17 protein-coding genes are annotated in these 15,883 nt (G+C 69.4%); 2 read left to right on the plus strand and 15 right to left on the minus strand.

Annotation, left to right across the window (positions count from 1 at the left end):
• Nucleotides 1-16 precede the first annotated feature (16 nt).
• The 8 genes from DCE93_RS03325 to DCE93_RS03360 form a co-directional block, all read right to left on the minus strand.
• Nucleotides 17-559, minus strand: a complete 543-nt coding sequence (locus tag DCE93_RS03325) for a cupin domain-containing protein (RefSeq protein ID WP_108594628.1) — start codon at nt 557-559, stop codon at nt 17-19.
• Nucleotides 556-1,272, minus strand: coding sequence for a cupin domain-containing protein (locus tag DCE93_RS03330; protein WP_108594629.1), 717 nt, complete (start codon nt 1,270-1,272; stop codon nt 556-558). Before DCE93_RS03330 ends, DCE93_RS03325 begins: the two co-directional genes overlap by 4 nt.
• Before the next feature lie 3 nt (nt 1,273-1,275).
• Nucleotides 1,276-2,922 (minus strand): FAD-dependent monooxygenase, encoded by a 1,647-nt coding sequence (locus DCE93_RS03335; protein WP_108594630.1) that lies wholly within the window; start codon nt 2,920-2,922, stop codon nt 1,276-1,278.
• 77 nt (nt 2,923-2,999) lie between these two features.
• The gene (locus DCE93_RS03340) at nt 3,000-4,067 is read right to left on the minus strand and encodes an Ldh family oxidoreductase (protein WP_108594631.1); all 1,068 of its coding nucleotides are present in this window, start codon (nt 4,065-4,067) and stop codon (nt 3,000-3,002) included.
• A gap of 62 nt (nt 4,068-4,129) precedes the next feature.
• Entirely contained in the window at nt 4,130-4,828 is a 699-nt protein-coding gene (locus DCE93_RS03345; protein WP_108594632.1) for a GntR family transcriptional regulator, read from the minus strand.
• Nucleotides 4,825-5,634, minus strand: a complete 810-nt coding sequence (locus DCE93_RS03350; protein WP_108594633.1) for an ABC transporter permease — start codon at nt 5,632-5,634, stop codon at nt 4,825-4,827. Before DCE93_RS03350 ends, DCE93_RS03345 begins: the two co-directional genes overlap by 4 nt.
• The gene (locus DCE93_RS03355) at nt 5,631-6,401 is read right to left on the minus strand and encodes an ABC transporter ATP-binding protein (protein ID WP_108594634.1); all 771 of its coding nucleotides are present in this window, start codon (nt 6,399-6,401) and stop codon (nt 5,631-5,633) included. The genes DCE93_RS03350 and DCE93_RS03355 overlap by 4 nt, the downstream gene beginning before the upstream one ends.
• Complete coding sequence (locus DCE93_RS03360; protein ID WP_108594635.1) at nt 6,398-7,411, minus strand: ABC transporter substrate-binding protein; 1,014 nt, start codon at nt 7,409-7,411, stop codon at nt 6,398-6,400. Before DCE93_RS03360 ends, DCE93_RS03355 begins: the two co-directional genes overlap by 4 nt.
• Before the next feature lie 152 nt (nt 7,412-7,563).
• On the opposite strand from DCE93_RS03360, the gene DCE93_RS03365 reads away from it, so the two are divergent.
• Entirely contained in the window at nt 7,564-9,057 is a 1,494-nt protein-coding gene (locus tag DCE93_RS03365; protein WP_108594636.1) for an MFS transporter, read from the plus strand.
• Between the two features lie 12 nt (nt 9,058-9,069).
• On the opposite strand, the gene DCE93_RS03370 is transcribed toward DCE93_RS03365, so the two are convergent.
• A complete protein-coding gene (locus DCE93_RS03370; protein WP_108594637.1) occupies nt 9,070-9,765 on the minus strand; it encodes a DNA alkylation repair protein in 696 nt (231 codons plus the stop codon).
• A gap of 4 nt (nt 9,766-9,769) precedes the next feature.
• Nucleotides 9,770-10,423, minus strand: a complete 654-nt coding sequence (locus tag DCE93_RS03375) for an NADPH-dependent F420 reductase (protein ID WP_205647465.1) — start codon at nt 10,421-10,423, stop codon at nt 9,770-9,772.
• Nucleotides 10,424-10,624: 201 nt separating this feature from the next.
• On the opposite strand from DCE93_RS03375, the gene DCE93_RS03380 reads away from it, so the two are divergent.
• Entirely contained in the window at nt 10,625-11,755 is a 1,131-nt protein-coding gene (locus tag DCE93_RS03380) for an LLM class flavin-dependent oxidoreductase (protein WP_108594639.1), read from the plus strand.
• Between the two features lie 15 nt (nt 11,756-11,770).
• Here the strand turns inward: DCE93_RS03380 and DCE93_RS03385 are convergent, their stop codons facing one another.
• The 5 genes from DCE93_RS03385 to DCE93_RS03400 all read right to left on the minus strand — a co-directional run bounded on the left by DCE93_RS03385 (nt 11,771) and on the right by DCE93_RS03400 (nt 15,875).
• The gene (locus DCE93_RS03385; RefSeq protein ID WP_108594640.1) at nt 11,771-12,973 is read right to left on the minus strand and encodes a cation:proton antiporter; all 1,203 of its coding nucleotides are present in this window, start codon (nt 12,971-12,973) and stop codon (nt 11,771-11,773) included.
• A gap of 10 nt (nt 12,974-12,983) precedes the next feature.
• A complete protein-coding gene (locus DCE93_RS03390) occupies nt 12,984-13,478 on the minus strand; it encodes a cation:proton antiporter regulatory subunit (protein ID WP_108594641.1) in 495 nt (164 codons plus the stop codon).
• Nucleotides 13,479-13,522: 44 nt separating this feature from the next.
• A complete protein-coding gene (locus tag DCE93_RS03395; protein ID WP_244284230.1) occupies nt 13,523-14,338 on the minus strand; it encodes an alanyl-tRNA editing protein in 816 nt (271 codons plus the stop codon).
• Between the two features lie 72 nt (nt 14,339-14,410).
• Complete coding sequence (locus tag DCE93_RS14535; protein WP_165906117.1) at nt 14,411-14,587, minus strand: hypothetical protein; 177 nt, start codon at nt 14,585-14,587, stop codon at nt 14,411-14,413.
• 109 nt (nt 14,588-14,696) lie between these two features.
• Nucleotides 14,697-15,875: an acyl-CoA dehydrogenase family protein gene (locus DCE93_RS03400; RefSeq protein WP_108594643.1), complete on the minus strand. Its 1,179-nt coding sequence runs from the start codon at nt 15,873-15,875 to the stop codon at nt 14,697-14,699.
• Nucleotides 15,876-15,883: the final 8 nt, after the last annotated feature.

Here is a 15,883-nt window from a genome sequence, read left to right on the forward strand (position 1 = left end):
CTCCTCTCGCTCGCGATCAGCGAGCGTCTTGTGGGTCGGTGTACCAGCTGGGCTGCGTCGGGTAGTGCGGCCCGTCGTAGACCTCGAGAAGCACGGTGTCCTCTTCCGCGAAGGTCGGTCCGTGCAGGCTGCCGCGGGGGTTCCAGTAGAAGGACCCGGGCGTCAGCGTGATGTCGGTCGGCAGGTACGTGTACCGCCCCGCCAGGCAGAACATGAACTGGTTCGATGCGTGCGAGTGCCGCGACGGGATGCCCGACCCCTTGAGGAACCGGACGAGCGTGATCGACGCGCCCGTGTCTTCGTTGCGCCAGAGCGCCTTCTGGCTGAGGCCTTCGAGCGTCTTGTCGACCCAGTCGAGGTCCCCGGTCTGAACGAGGATCTCGCGGAAGCGGTGGGCTGCCTCGCCATCGTCGGTCTGGGCTGTCCGCTCCCGTGAGCGGTCGGGCGCCTCGCCGCCGTAGCGGGCGGGCTCCGAGAGGTTCTCCTGCCATTCCGCCGCGTCGATCGACGGCGGTCGCGGCGGTGTCGGCACGAGCTGGTCGCCGGCGTCGTCGGTCATGACTGCTGCTCCTCCTGGGCCGGGATGTCACGGGTGGACGAGTCCGCCGCGAGATAGTCGAGCGCGACGACGAACCACGCGCGCGGGCGCGCGGCCTCGTTGACGATCGAGAACGTGCCGCTCTCCACCTCGCGGATCGACGTGGTGAGTGCGTCGTCCTCCAGGTCGCCGTCGAATTCCACGACCAGGTGCGGCGCGTCGTCGCCCGAGATCTGCGCGGTGTCGCCTCCTGCGATCTCGATCGTCCACACGCGAACGAAGTCGGTGACGAGCACCGGGCGGCGACCGTCGGTCGTCTCCGGCGCGTTCTCGGGGAGCACTCCCTCGACGCTGCGAGCACCGTCGCCGACGTCGACCAGGCCGGTCGCCGACGCCTCGCCGAGCGATTTCAGCTCGATGAGCCGGTTTCGATACCGTCCCGACCCGGTGTTGGTCAGGCAGTGCACCGGCGAGACCGGCCGGAACACCGCTCCACCGTCGTACTCCGAGATGTTCCGCGACGGACTGCCGTCGAGCCAGTCCATGCGGCCGGTGGATCCGATGATCGACAGGACCACATAGGGGTTGCGGTGCAGATGCCACGGGTGATGCCCCCCGGGCCCGAGACGCACGTCCCAGACGCGCAGGCGATCGGAATCGCGCAGCATGTGCGTGCCGATGCCGACGAGCGTCACTTCGGTGCCGTCGGGCGCCACGACTCTCTCTCCGTGCATGGTCTATTCCTCCTCGGTTCCGTTTCCGCTGTCGTCGTCGCCGCGGAGCGATCCCGGGCGCACGATGCTCCGATAGACGCGCTCGACCGAGCTGTCGCGCGGAAGGATCGCCGCGACGTGGCCGTCGGGTCGAACGAGCACGACGGTGTCGTTCGAGACGCCGAGGCGGTCGCGGTACGCGTCTCCCGGGTCGAACAGCGAACGGCCGCGGAGGCCGGAGTCGTGAGGGGCGTCCCAACGGCTGACGATCCAGTGCTTGAGCCCCGGTGTCGTCGGGGCGGGCAGCGTCGGGCGTCGCCGGGCGTCGGTGAAGGTCAGGGCGACGAAGGAGTCCGCCGCGAGGTCGTGCACGTAGACGTGTCCGCCTTCCGGGCCGAAGACCGTGCCGTCGGGGATGCGGTCGCCCACCCGGATCGGCGAGGGCTCCTCGCTGTCGGGTGACATCGACCATTCGCCGGTGCCGTTCACGTCGAGCCGAACCCCGAGCAGGGTCCGAGTCATCGCGTGGCCCCAATCGGCGCGAGTCCTCACGCCGTCGTCGGACCCTTCCATCGCTGCGCGGGCGAGCTCGGCCATCTGGGCGGATCCGCTCGAGGCGACGATCGACTGTTCGCGTTCGTAGGCGTCCAGCAGGCCCGGATCCGCCCATCCGCGCAGCACCCAGGCGAGGCGCCAGGCCATGTTCGACGCGTCGAGCACTCCGGTGTTCAGACCCAGTGCCCACATGGGCGTGATGAGGTGGGCGGCATCTCCCATGAGGAACACGCGGTCTTCACGCCAGCGCTGCGCCATGCGCAGGTGCACCGAGTAGATGTTCGTCCCGACCACGTCCACCTTGTCGACATCCCCGATGAAGTGCAGGGCCTTCTCGCGCAGCTCCTCGAGCGTCGGTTCGGTCTCGTCCTGCGGCAGCGGGAAGAGGAAGCGCCAGCAGTGCGGTTGACGAACCAGGATCATCCATTCCTGCGGATCCGAGAAGTAGGCCAGGTAGGGGTAGTCCCGGGGGTTGTCGACATCGAGGTCGACCTTCAGGTCGACGAGCATGTAGCGCACCTCGAGCGTCTTGCCCTCGACGGGGATGCCGAGGAGCGAGCGGATCGTCGAGCGTCCGCCGTCGCACGCGAGCACGTACCGCGCCTCCATCTCGTACGTGCCGCCGGGGCTCTCGATCTGCAGCGTGACGCTGTCCGCGTGCTGGTCGAATCCGACGACTCGGTGCCGCAGGCGAACCGCGTCGGGCACTCGCGAGCGGAGCTCCCCGTACAGCTGCTCTTCGAGCGCGTTCTGGGGGATGTTGATGACGAAGGGGAACCGCGTGTCCGCAGCGAGGGTGTCGGTTCGCACCGAGAATCGCGCGTCGCCGGTGGATCGCTCGATGTCGCCGATCTCGTCGATCCGCATGGACTCGCGCAGCACCGGAGTGAGGGCATCGTATCGATGCAGCACCTCGAGCGTACGGGTCAGCACGGTGCCGGCCTTGGTCTGGCGCGAGAGCTCGGCATCGTCCTCGAGCACCACGACGGGGATGCCGTGCGAGATCAGTCCGAGGGCCGTGATGAGCCCGACCGGCCCGGCACCCACGATGACGACGGGCTGGGCGGTGGGGGCGTCATCGAGAGGGGACGAGTCAGCGGAAGCGTGTGTGGGCATGTCAACTCCTTGAGTACGAAGGGTCACGGGACTGGAGGAGCCCGTCAGAGTGGTTGCATCGGATGCAGGAGCGGTGCTCATGCTCGTCCTCCTGACGGAGGGGCTGGGACGGTCGCCCCGACGGCGGTGGCGGTGGCGATGAGGTCATCGAGCACCCGGGCGCTCACGGCCACCCCGGCACCGTTGGCCCGACGGGCCGCAGCCCGTGCACCGTGGCCCGGCAGACGGGGCGGCGCGTCGGTGTGCACGCCGGCCGCCAGGATCGGATCGACGAGCCGGCTCAGGCCGTCGGTGAAGCTCGCGGCCGGGAGGAACCGGTTCACGTCGATGGCGAGGAAGAACTGCGCGGAGTCGTTCGGCGCGGCGGTGTCGGCGTACAACCCCCGCACCTCGTGGCTGACAGCGCCCCCCGAGAGCACCCCCGTGAGGATCTCCACGACCAGGGCGAGGCCGAAGCCCTTCGGGCCGCCTGCGGGCAGCAGCATCCCATCGATCGCCGCATGTGCGTCGGTGGTCGGATTGCCGTCGCGATCGGTGGCCCAATGTTCCGGGATGGCGGAACCAGAGGAGGCAGCCATCCGGATCTTGCCGAGTGCGACCTCGGAGAGCGCCATGTCGAGCGTGAAGCTCCGCTCGTCGTCACCCGGAACGGCGACGGCGAACGGGTTGTTTCCGACGACGGGTTCTGCGCCGCCGGGAGCCGGCATCATCGGGCGGGTGTTCGATGCGGCGATGCCGATCATCCCGCGTGCCGCAGCGCGATCCGCGTACTGCGACGCTCGGCCGAAATGGAACGCGTGGCGCACGGTGACCACGCCGATGCCGAAGCGCTCGGCCTTCTCGATGGCGAGGTCCATCGCGCGCCGGGCGCTGAGCTGCCCGAGCGAGTGACCGGCATCCAGCACCGCCGTGGCGCCGTCGTCGGCGACGACCGCGGTCACGTCGGTCGCCGCCACCGACCCCCGCCGCAGGCGGTCGACGTACATCGGAACGAGCATCACCCCGTGCGATGGCACGCCTGCTTCGTCGGCGGCGACGAGCGAGTCCGCGACGAACCGGGCGTCGTCGGGGGCGACTCCGGCCGCCTCGAAGACGGCCGCGGTCGTCTCCCGAAGCCAGATCGGATCTTGCGTAGAGGAAATCATGGTCACCAAATCTGATATGTGATCACGGAGGTGGTCGAAGCGGAGCCGGACTCGCGCTCGTGTCAGGAGCTCATCGCGGTGTTGATGCGCTGCATCGCCGCGTTGAGGTGCACCTGTACGGCCTGCTGTGCTCGCTCGACATCGTGCGAGGAACAGGCTTGAAGGATCTCGTCATGTTCTTCATGGGTCCGGCGGCGTGCGCCGGGATCGGTCGGAGACGCGAAGCGATACCGCTCGCTGTTCTGCCAGACCGGCTCGAGTGATCTCAGCAGCCACCGAGCTCCGGACGCGCGATAGATGGCGAAGTGGAAGGCCGTGTGCGCGCGTCTCGCCGCATCGACGTTGCCGGCTTCGATGAACCGTTCATGCTCTTCGAGCGCCTGCGCGGCCTCCTTCTCATGCGCGGCCGAGAACGTCTTGGCGGCTTCGGCCACCAGAGCCCTCTCGAGCACGAGACGGGTGCGGTAGGTGTCTTCGAGGTCGCTGACGGAGAGCTCGACGACGCGTGCCCCGCGATGCGGGACGACTTCGACCAGACCGAGGGCCGCGACCCGTCGAAGCGCCTCGCGAACCGGCATCGAACTCGTCTCGTAGGTCGAGGCGAGGTCTTGGATGCGAAGCCACGTGCCTGCTGGGTACTCTCCTCGGAGGATGGCCAGGTGAATGGCCTCGGCGACGGTATCGGCGAGCGTGCGGTGGCCGATCAGGTTCGATCCCGGAGGAGCGAAGCCGGGCGGTGTCGCACCAGGGAAGGTCGTCATCGGTTCTCCTCCGCCCACGGCAACAAGCGCTTCTCGATGAGCACCAAGATATAGAACAACGCGATGCTGATGATAGCGAGCAGCAGGATGGCCGAGAAGGCGAGCGCCATGTTCGCGCTCGCACCGGACTGCACGATGACGAATCCGAGACCCGACGACGCCCCGACGAACTCGCCGATCACCGCACCGATGACGGCGAGCGTGATCGCGTTCTTCAGGCCGACGAAGATCTGCGGCATCGCCCACCACAGGCGCACCTTGGTGAACTCCTGGATCGGTCGCGCCGAGAGCGATGCGGTCAACTCCACCAGGTCCGACGGGGTGGACCGAAGTCCCGAAACCGTCGAGAGCACGATCGGGAAGAAGCACAGGAGGACGACCATGACGATCTTCGGCGTGATGCCGAACCCCATCCAGACGAGCAGGATCGGGGCGATCGCCACCTTCGGCACGGAGTTGACCGCGAGCAGCAGGGGGTACAGCATCTGCTCGAGCACCTTGGAGCGCGCGATCGCCATGGCAAGCGGAACGCCGATCACGATCGCGATCAGGAAGCCGAGGACCGTCTCGAGGAGCGTCACCAGCGTCTGCTGCATCAAGAACGCGAAGTTCTCGAACAGCGTCTCGATGACGAGCTGCGGGCCGGGGACGATGAACGCCGGTACCGCGAAGATCTCGGTGGCGGCCCACCAGAGGCCGATCGCGATCACCACGGCGGCCAGCGGCAGGAGCACCGCCCGCACCGCGGCGCCGCGGTTGGGGACGACACGGCTGGGGACGACGGGGGTACGAGCTGTCACAGTCATGCTGCGGCCGTTTCATTCGTGGGGTGGAGCAGGTCGTGCAAGCGGGCGCTGATCCGAGCGACATCCTCGATGTGCGCGCCCTGCCCGAGTGTGCGGGGGCGCGGGATGTCGACCTTCACGATCTCCCGGATGCGCCCGGGACGCGGCGTCATGACGACGACGCGATCCGCGAGCAGCACGGCCTCGTCGATGGAGTGGGTGACGAACACGATGGTGGTGCTCTCGTCCGCGACGATGCGCTGCAACTCATTGGAGAGTTCGGCGCGCGTCAAGGCGTCGAGCGCCGAGAACGGCTCGTCCATCAGCAGCACCTGGGGGCGCTGCAGCAAGGACCGGCACAGCGAGACCCGCTGCTGCATTCCGCCCGAGAGCTCGTGCGGGAGCTTCTTCTCGAAGCCCGCCAGGCCGGCGAGCGTGAGCAGTTCCTCTGCGCGCACGCGGCTTTGACGCCGGTCGAGCTTCAAGATCTCGGCCGGCAGCAGCACGTTGTCGATGACGGAGCGCCACGGGAGAAGGGCGGGGCGCTGGAACATGAAGCTGACGTCGCGTCGCGGTCCGGAGACCGGGTCGCCGGCGACGGCGACCCTGCCTCCGGTTGGGGGGACCAGCCCCGAGATCGCCCTCAGCAGTGTCGACTTTCCGCAACCGGAACGGCCGACGAGGGTGACGAACTCGTTCTCCTCGACCGTGAGGTCGATCCCCTCGAGCGCGTGCACGGTGCCCGTGCGGGTCTCGAAGATCTGAGTGAGGTCGTGGATGTCAATCATGACCCGGCTCCTGGAAGCAGATCGAACGAGACCAGCTCCTCGGCCGTCACGTCGCCGGTGATCGCAGCGCTCAGGGTCTCGATGACCACGTCGACGCGGGCCGGATCCATGGATCCGAGCTCGCCCTCACCCGGTACGAACGGCGCCATGAGCTCGATCTCGGCTGCTGCCGCCTTCGCATCCTGGGTGGGGTGGTACTTCTTGAGGATCTCGCCGCTCTCTTCGGGGTGCTCGATGGAGTACTCGAGGCCCTTCAGCAGCGCCGTCCGGAAGCGCTCGACGAGTTCGGGGTTGGTGGTGGCGATCTCGTCGGACGTCATGAGCACGGTGCCGTAGAGGTCGGGCAGCTCGTCGCCGTACGGGAGGACCACGACGTCGCGTCCCTGTGCGACCGAGGCGATGAGCGGCTCACCGACGACGAACTGTCCGATCGCGTCCGCCTGGTGCGTCGCCAGCACCTGGGGAAGGGTCGGCGGCGCCGCCGGGACGTGCGAGACGGTGGAGGCGTCGATTCCCGCCTTCTCGGCGTACGCCGGGAAGATGACCTCGTTCGTCGAACCGGGCTGGTCGGCGATCGTCTTGCCCTCGAGGTCTTTCGGAGATTCGATGCCATAGCCCTCGAGCGTCACGATCGCGGCGAGCGTGCGCTGCTGGATCGCCGCGACGGCAGTGACGGGCAGATCTTCGTTGGCCACCGTCACGACGGCGGCCGAGAAGTCGACGGGACCGAAATCGGCGCTCCCGCTGGCGATGAGTTTCATGACGTCGACGGAGCCCGACCCGGGCTCGATCGTGATGTCGATGCCGACCTCGTCGAAGTACCCGAGCTCCTCGGCGACGTACACGTAGGCGTCACGGCCGAACGTGTTGAAGCCGGTGAGGTAGCGGACGGACTCTCGCTCACCTTCGAATGACGACGATTCGGCGGGCGCCGGCGCCTCTGAGGAGCACGCGGCGAGACCCAGGACGAGGGGGATGGACAGGGCGGCGAAGCACTTGCGGTACGACATTAGGCCTCCTAGGCGGTGGGCTGCTCGCCTATGAGCAGCTGCCACGAGTGAGTCTAATCAGATATTTGATCACATCTCAAGTGCAATTCGTCCCTGATTCATGGATCGTTGCACGGTCCGTGCATTCCGCGACCGGGCATAGGGTTGAACGGATGTCGCACGCGCCTGAGACCCGGTCGATCACCCTGCCCGAAGGCCACCGATGGCGCGCCTACTGGGTGTGTGTCGCCGTGGCCGCACTCACCATCCTCGACCTCTCGAAGGTCAATGTGGGGCTGCCCGCCATCGAGGACGCCTTCGGGGCCGGCTCGACCGAGCTGCAGCTCATCGTCGCCGGATACGTGCTGACCTTCGGCCTGACGCTCGTGCCGGCCGGGCGCATCGGCGACCAGCGCTCGCGCAAGACGCTCTTCATCGTCGGCCTCAGCCTCTTCGCGCTCACGAGCCTCGCGGCCGCACTCGCACCGAACGTCGGCGTCCTGCTCGTCGCCCGCCTGTTGCAGGGCGTCGCAGCCGGCATCCAGATGCCGCAGGTGCTCGGCATCATCCAGGAGCTCTTCACCGGCAAGGAGCGCGGCAAGGCCTTCGGGCTCTTCGGCGCGACGATCGGCCTGGCGACGGCCTTCGGGCCGACGCTCGGCGGGCTGATGATCGCGATCGGCGGCCCCGAAGACGGCTGGCGCGGGATCTTCTGGATGAACGTGCCGCTCGCCCTCGCCGCGATCGCACTCGCGATCTGGCTGCTGCCCGTGACGAGGCGTCCGTCGAAGAAGCCGCTCTCGCTCGACCCCGTCGGCGTCGGGCTCTTCGCGGTCACGGTGATCTCGCTCATGTGGCCCTTCCTCTTCACGACGGGCTCGCCGAGCGACAATCCCGCGCGCTGGTGGGTGCTCGTCGTCTTCGTGTTCGCGATCACCGCGTTCATCGCGTGGGAGCGGCGGTACGCGGCATCCGGAAAGCACCCGCTCGTGCCGATCGGCCTCTTCGGCGTGAGCTCGTTCCGCAACGGCACGGCCCTCGCGAGCGTGTACTTCGCCGCGATGCCCTCGATGTTTTTGCTCACGACCCTGTACCTGCAGCACGGCCTCGGCCTCGAGGCCGTCTTCGCCGGCATGGTGGGCATCGGCTTCGCGCTCATGAGCGCGGTCGGCTCGTGGGTCGGTGGCACGCTCGTGAACCGCATCGGCCGGCCGCTCGTCGTCTGGGGCCTCGCCTTGCTGCTCGTCGGCATCGGGCTGCTCGTGCTGTTCGCCCTCGTGACGCCGCCCGAGGTGACGCCGTGGGCGATGGCGGGCGCAATGGTGATCGGCGGTGCCGGCGGCGGTCTCGTCGTCTCGCCGAACCAGACGCTGACGCTCATGGACATCCCGGTGAAGCAGGGCGGGCTGGCCGGTTCCGTCGGGCAGCTCGGCCAGCGCATCGGCACCGCGATCGGCACGGCGGTCACGCTCTCCCTCTTCTACTCGACGATCTTCCGGGAATCCGACGGCAACCCCGATCTCGCGGTGTACCACCACGCGTACGGGATCGGCATGCTCGCCGTCGCAATCCTCGTCGCGATCGCCTTCGCGATCGGCGTGGCCGACCTCGGGCTGCGGCGCCGCCAGCGGAGCGCGCTCGGCGGCGCCGAGCCGGCGGTCGGCTGAGACGCCGCCGGGTCAGCGGATCGCGAGGATCCTCGCGCGCTCGGGCTTGTCGTAGTGTTCGATCGCCGCGCGCAGCGCGACCCGCGGCATCGTGGCGGCGTGCCGTTCGACGTACGCCGTGAGCCGCACGCGGTCGAGATCGCCCGCGGCGCGGAGCACCCAGCCGAGCGCCTTCTGCACGAACGGCTCGGGGTCGTCGGCGAGGGTTTCGGCGAGCTCGAACGCGTCGTCGAGCTCACCGCGACGAAGGAAGGCGAAGGTCGCCACGAGCGCGGTGCGCCGCTCGGGCCAGAACGAGGATGCCGCGAGCCGGGCGAGCGGGGAGCGATCACGGTCGAGCAGGTGACCGCCGACGACGTCGCGCGCGGCGAGGTCGACGAGGTCCCACTGGTCGATGCGGTCGTGCCGGCGGAGGTAGAGCTCGTAGAGTTCGGTGCGCCGGGTCTCGGCGGTCTTCGGCCGTGCGGCGCACTTGCCCATGATGCTGCAGGCGAGGGCGCGCACCTCGTGGGTGGGCTGAGCGAGCAGCACCTCGAGTTCGGCTGCCGGCAGTTCCAGCGCGGTCTTCGCGAGGTCGAAGACCGCGCCCATGCGCACCCCGATGAAGGGAGCATCGGGGTCGGTCGGGAAGTACTTCGTGTACTTCTCGCGCTCCTCATCGCTCGCGAGCCCTTCGAGCGTCGCGATCAGCCCCGCGGCATCCGTCATCGGCTCATGCGGCGAGGTGGGCGGCCGGGGTCAGGAGCGCCGCGAGCTCGGCGGCGGAGAGTTCGCGGCCGAAGGCGGGGTGACCTGGCTCGAGGGCGAGGCCGTGCCCGAGTTCGCCGCCGTCGACCGGGTCGAACCCGATGTCGTCGATGATCTCGGCCACCACGGCGCGGGCGTCGGGGTCGTCGCCCACGACGGCGAGCGCCCGGCGCAAGGGCGAACCGGCGACCATGCTGTCGTCTTCCATCTCGTGGTAGCCGAGGTGGTTGAGCGACTTCACGACGCGGGCGCGCGGGTTGCGCGCGGCGTTGATCTCGCTCGTGGTGCGCGGGTCGTCGTCGACCTCGGCGATGTTGCCGTCGACGGGTGGCCAGTAGTTCATCGCGTCGACGACGATGCGGCCGTCGAACGCGGGCCACGGCACCGTGCCGGCCTTGCCGAACGGCACGGCCACGACGATGACGTCGGCGGTGCTCGCGAGTGCGTCGGGCGAGGTCACCTCGGCGCCGGGGGCGACGACCCTGACGAGCAGGTCGAGGGCGGTCTGGCGCGGTGAGCCCGAGATGAGCACACGGTGCCCGGATGCGACGAGCAGCCGGGCGAGGGCCGTGCCCACCTTGCCCGCTCCGTAGATTCCGATGACCGGCCGATCCGTCACGCTTCGATTCTCCCATTCATCGGCGCATTCGATCGATGCGTCGTCATGCAGGGGAACGCGGGGCGCGGCGCGGGCATTCCCCGGATGCAGGTGACCGCGGGGCGGCGGGGGAATAGTCTCGATCTCACGGGGGTTCCGCCTTGTGCATGCAGACGCATGGAGTCGCATGCAGTCGCATGGTGTCGCGAGAGGGAAGCAAAGATGGCTGAGCGCTACGAATTCGGGCTCGACACGTTCGGCGACGTGACGATCGGGCCCGACGGCAGCCCGTTGTCTCACGCCCAGGTGCTGCGGAACGTCGTCGAGGAGGCGGTGCTCGCCGACCGGCTCGGCATCGACTTCTTCGGCATCGGCGAGCATCACCGCGAGGACTTCGCCGTCTCGGCGCCCGAGGTCGTGCTCGGCGCGATCGCCGGCCGCACCGAGCGCATCCATCTCGGATCCGCGGTCACCGTGCTGAGCTCCGACGACCCGGTGCGGGTCTTCCAGCGCTTCGCGACCCTCGACGCCCTCTCGAACGGGCGCGCAGAGGTCATCCTCGGACGCGGCTCGTTCATCGAGTCCTTCCCGCTCTTCGGCTTCGAACTGAACCAGTACCAGGAGCTGTTCGAGGAGAAGCTCGGCCTCTTCTCCGCCCTGCTCCCGCAGGAACCGGTCACCTGGACCGGTGCCCTCCGAGCCCCGCTCACCGATCAGCTCGTGTTCCCGCCGGTCGAACACGGCCGGCTGAAGACGTGGGTCGGTGTCGGCGGCAGCCCGGAATCCGTCGTGCGCGCCGCCCGCCACGGCCTGCCGCTCGTGCTCGCGATCATCGGCGGGAGCCCGGCCAGGTTCGCCCCGCTCGCCGACCTCTACCGCCGTGCGCTCGAGCAGTTCGGAAACCCGGTGCAGCCCATCGCCATCCACTCGCCCGGATTCATCGCCGACGACGATGCCGAGGCGCTCGACACGCTCTGGCCGCACTACAAGATCATCATCGACCGCATCGGACGCGAACGCGGCTGGGGCCCGGTCAGCAGGGAGCACTTCGAAGACGAGGCCGGCCCGAACGGCGCGCTCTACGCGGGCTCTCCCGACAAGGTCGCCGTGAAGATCGCGGCCGCGATGCGCTCGATCGGGGCGAGCCGTTTCGACCTCAAGTACTCGAACGGCGGGCTGCCGCACGAGGCGATGATGCGTTCGATCGAGCTGTACGCCACAGAGGTCGTGCCCCGGGTGCGCGAGCTGCTCGCAGAGGCCGACGCGGCAGACGCCGAGCTCGGGGCTGTCGCCGACCTCGGCGCCGCCGATCGAGCGGATGCCGCGGCATCCGCCGACCGATCGCTCGACTGAACCGCTCGCGCGCGATCACACGGCGGGCGGCGCCACACTCGTGTCGGCGACCGCCCGCCGTCTGCGCACGGCGGCGCGGAACCATGGCGCGTCGGGCAGGCGGGCGAGGAACGTGCCGGCGATGATCGTGGTGAGCACGTAGCCCGTTGCGAGCGGCGCGAGCTGCGGTGCGACTCCCGCGCCGACGGCGAGACCGGCGATGACGATCGAGAACTCGCCGCGCGGAGCGAGCGAGAGCCCCGCGCGCCACTGGCCGAGGGTGCCCACACCGGCCCGCCTCGCCGCGTAGGCGCCGGTGAGGAGCTTCGTGAAGATCGTCACGAGGGCGAGGGCGAGGGCGGCCGGCAGCATCGACAGGAGTTCCGAGGAGTCGGTCGTCAGCCCGAAGAACACGAAGAAGATCGCGGCGAAGAGGTCGCGCAGGGGAGTGAGCACCTGGCTCGCGTTCACGGCGACCCGGCCCGAGAGCGCGATGCCGACGAGGAACGCACCGACTGCCGCCGAGACGCTCACCTCGGCGGCGAGACCGGCGACGAGCATGGTCAGCCCCAGCACGCCGAGCAGCAACGGCTCGTGCTGGTCGGCTGGGAAGAGTCGCGAGACGAGGTGTCCGTGCCGCAGCGCGATGTAGAGGATCAGGGCGACGACGCCGACCGCGATCGCGACTCCGATGGCGCCCTGCCAGAGGCTGACCCCGACCACGAGGGCCGACAGCACCGGCAGGTAGAAGGCCATGGCGAGGTCTTCGATGACCAGCAGGGCGAGGATCGCCGGCGTCTCGCGGTTCGAGAGACGACCGAGGTCTCGCAGCAGCTTGGCGATCACCCCCGACGACGACACCCAGGTCACGCCCGCCAACGCGACGGCGGCGACCGGCCCCCAGCCGAGCAGCAGTGCGAGGGCGGCACCGGGCACGGCGTTCAGTGCGGCGTCGATGAGGCCGGCCATGCGCGCCGACTTCAGGCTCCCGAAGAGCTCGGACGCCGTGTACTCGAGGCCGAGCAGCGCGAGCAGGAGGATGACGCCGATCTCGGCGCCGGTCTGGAAGAACTCCTCGCTCGCGTCGAGCGCGATGAGGCCGCCGTCGCCGAACGCGAGGCCGAGTACGAGGTAGAACGGGATCGGCGAGATGCCGAGCACGAGCGCGAGGCGCCCGAGCAGACTCATACCGAGAAGCAGCGCGCCGACTTCGATGAGGAGCAGCGTGGTCTCGTGCATACGCCCGGCCTCAGTCGGGGCCGTTGGCGAGCAGCCGGGCTACTCCGTCGAGTCCTTCACGAGTGCCGACGACGACGATGACGTCACCCGCGCGCAGCGCCTCCGCCGGCGTGGGCGAGGGGATGATCGTGCCGTCGCGAACGATGGCGACGATCGAGGCGTGGGTGCGGGTGCGGGCCTTCGTCGCCCCGAGGGTGCGGTTGAGGAACGGCGAGTCGGTCGGCAGCGCGATCTGCTCGGTGTAGAGCCCCGCCGTCTCGTCGCTCAGGCTCGTGAGCCGGCTCAGCATGACGGAGGCGCCGAGCACATCGGCGAGCGCCGCAGCCTCGTCGTCGTTCAGCGGAATGGAGTCACGGCACGCATCGGGGTCGTCTTCGTCGAAGACGCCCAGGTCGCGCTCGCCGTCACGGTGCGAGACGACGCTGATGCGCCGGCCGCTCTCGGTGATGAGGTCGTGTCGAATGCCGATGCCCGGCAGGTCGACCTTCTCGATGCGAATTCCCACGTCGCCATCGTAACCCCGCCCGGGGGCGTCGCGGCCCGTCGGTCTCAGCGGGGCGGCGTCGCGTGGGTGCGCATCGTGAGCACAGGCGTGCCGGCGTCCTCGCCGGCCTCGAATTCGACCCGCACCGAACCCAGCTCGCCGAGCGAACCGGCGTGCGTACCGCCGCAGGGGATGCGGGCGGTGCCACCGGGCAGCTCGGCCACCCAGTATCGCCGATCGGTGAGCCCATCGCCGTCGCGATCGATGCGCACCTCGGCCTCGGCGGCCGCCCACTCGGCGATCGTGGCGGTCACGGATGCCGCGAGCTCGTCGAGTCGCTCGGCCGCGACCGCCGCCGTGTCGAACCCGGCGCGGCGCAGCGACTTGTTGAGTCGGTACACGTCGACCGAAGCGTTCGGCAGGATGCGACTCGAGGTGATGGCGATGCCGTCGAAGTCGGGGGCGCCGAGGGCGTCTTGCCTCGCCGGCTTCGACCAGTCGCCGGCAAGTGCCCGGTTCAATGCGAGCGAGGCGGCGTGGCACGCCGTGTGCCCGATAGAGAGGGCACGCCGCGCCGCGGCATCCGCTCGCACCGTGACCGGATCGCCCTCGGCGATGCCGGCGCCGTCGCGCACGAGGTGGGCGACGAGGAAGGCCCAGCCCTCGGTTCCCTTGCGCACCGGAACGTCTGCACCGAGATGGAGTGCCGAGCCGTCGCTCGCCGCGACCACCGCGTCGACGATCGGGTACTCGGTGCCGCCGACGAACAGGGAACCCGAATCGGCGGGCTGGTCGGGCCAGGCGGCGTCGACCGGGTGGAAGCTCGTGGTGTCGGTGATGACCGCGACGAGGCCGTCGCCGGCGCTCGCCGTGTGGAGCACGAGGCCGTCGGCTTCGAGGGCGCCGTCAGGGTAGGTGACGCGCGTGTCGTGCCCGGGATGCGTGATCGACGCTCAGACGCCGTCGCTGCGGCCCAGCAGGTGGAACGGGATCGCGAGGGAGACCGCGACGCTCACGATGCCGCCGAAGAACAACGGGGCCTGGAACGCGGCGGCCTCGGGTGCCGTGCCCATGAGCCACATGCCGAAGACGAAGAGCCCCATCGAGATGAAGAAAGCGACGACGTTCACAACGACCTCCAGTATTCCGGTGGCGGTCCGCGCCGCCCGGCCAAGTCTACCGTTCGAGCAGCGGCTCGCCCGGGTTCGTGATTCGCCCGGGTTCGTGATTCGAGCGGGTTCAGGATTCGAGCGGGCCGAGCCACGCGTTCGCGACCGTCGAGTGGGCGGACTCGTCGTCGGAGGGGTGGAAGATCCCCGCGAGCACGTCGCGATAGAGCCGGCCGAGCTCGGAGCCGGCGAAGTAGCTCGAGCCGCCCGACACCCGCACCGCCTGGTCGACGACGTGCTTCGCGGTCTCGGTGGCGCGCACCTTGACGCCGACGAGCTTCGCGAACCAGAAGGAGCCGTGGTCGACGAGCTCGTCGAGGTCGCGGGCGATCGCGAGCAGCTGCGGGGTGATGGCCTCCTGCGCGAGCGCCGCGTCGGCGATGCGCCAGCGGATGTCGGGATCCTGCGACAGGGCGGCCCCGCCGTTCTTCATCGAGGTGCGCCGGTGCGCCGCCGCGACGGCGAGCTCGAGTGCCCGGTCGCCGATGCCGGCGTAGACCGAGGCGAGCAGCAGCTCGAAGTTCGCGAAGATCCCGAAGATCAGGGGGTCGGCGTTCGGACCCGGGTCGAGCCGTCGCACGATGCGGTCGGCGGCCGCGAACGCCCCGTCGAGCACGGTCGTGCGGCTCTGGCTGGCCCGCATGCCCATGGTGTCCCAGTCGTCGAGGGAGCGCACGTCGGGGTCTTCACGATCGATGAAGCCGTAGACGATCTTCGGCGCATCGTCCGAGGCGGTGTCGAGCCCCATCGTGCCGAGCCTCGTCCACGCCGGCGACAGCGAGGTGAAGATCTTGCGTCCGGTGTACCGGTAGCCGCCGCCGGCCTGCGGCTCCGCGACCGTGCGCGAACCGAAGAGCATGAGGTCGTTGCCGGCCTCGCTGATGCCGAAACCGAAGATCTCGCCCGCACCCGCCTCGCGCAGCACGAAGTCGAGGGTGTCGTCGCCGCGGTCGCGCAGCACCTTCGCGACACCGGTCCACACGAGGTGCATGTTGACGGCGAGCGCGGTCGCGGGCGCCGCGGCCGCGAGGCGCATCTGCCCCCGCACGGCGTCTGCGAAGCTCCACCCGAGGCCGCCCAGCTCGGTCGGCACGAGCGCCCTCAGGTAGCCGGCCTCGCTGAGCTCGGCGAGGTCCTCGGTGAAGAACGCGTTGTCGCGGTCGTACCCGCAGGCCCGCTCCCGGATGCGTTCGAGCAGCTGATCGTGCAGGAGGGTCTCTGGCGTCGGATTCTCAGGCGTCGTGCTCACGCCGCCAG

Source organism: Agromyces badenianii (genome assembly GCF_003070885.1).
Lineage (GTDB): Bacteria > Actinomycetota > Actinomycetes > Actinomycetales > Microbacteriaceae > Agromyces > Agromyces badenianii.

Coding starts and splice junctions, on each gene's coding strand:
- DCE93_RS03385 (WP_108594640.1), bottom strand. CDS start 12,973: ATGCACGAGACCACGCTGCTCCTCATCGAAGTCGGCGCGCTGCTTCTC.
- DCE93_RS03380 (WP_108594639.1), top strand. CDS start 10,625: ATGGCTGAGCGCTACGAATTCGGGCTCGACACGTTCGGCGACGTGACG.
- DCE93_RS03330 (WP_108594629.1), bottom strand. CDS start 1,272: ATGCACGGAGAGAGAGTCGTGGCGCCCGACGGCACCGAAGTGACGCTC.
- DCE93_RS03325 (WP_108594628.1), bottom strand. CDS start 559: ATGACCGACGACGCCGGCGACCAGCTCGTGCCGACACCGCCGCGACCG.
- DCE93_RS03335 (WP_108594630.1), bottom strand. CDS start 2,922: ATGCCCACACACGCTTCCGCTGACTCGTCCCCTCTCGATGACGCCCCC.
- DCE93_RS03370 (WP_108594637.1), bottom strand. CDS start 9,765: ATGACGGATGCCGCGGGGCTGATCGCGACGCTCGAAGGGCTCGCGAGC.
- DCE93_RS03345 (WP_108594632.1), bottom strand. CDS start 4,828: ATGACGACCTTCCCTGGTGCGACACCGCCCGGCTTCGCTCCTCCGGGA.
- DCE93_RS03360 (WP_108594635.1), bottom strand. CDS start 7,411: ATGTCGTACCGCAAGTGCTTCGCCGCCCTGTCCATCCCCCTCGTCCTG.
- DCE93_RS03340 (WP_108594631.1), bottom strand. CDS start 4,067: ATGATTTCCTCTACGCAAGATCCGATCTGGCTTCGGGAGACGACCGCG.
- DCE93_RS03355 (WP_108594634.1), bottom strand. CDS start 6,401: ATGATTGACATCCACGACCTCACTCAGATCTTCGAGACCCGCACGGGC.
- DCE93_RS03365 (WP_108594636.1), top strand. CDS start 7,564: ATGTCGCACGCGCCTGAGACCCGGTCGATCACCCTGCCCGAAGGCCAC.
- DCE93_RS03350 (WP_108594633.1), bottom strand. CDS start 5,634: ATGACTGTGACAGCTCGTACCCCCGTCGTCCCCAGCCGTGTCGTCCCC.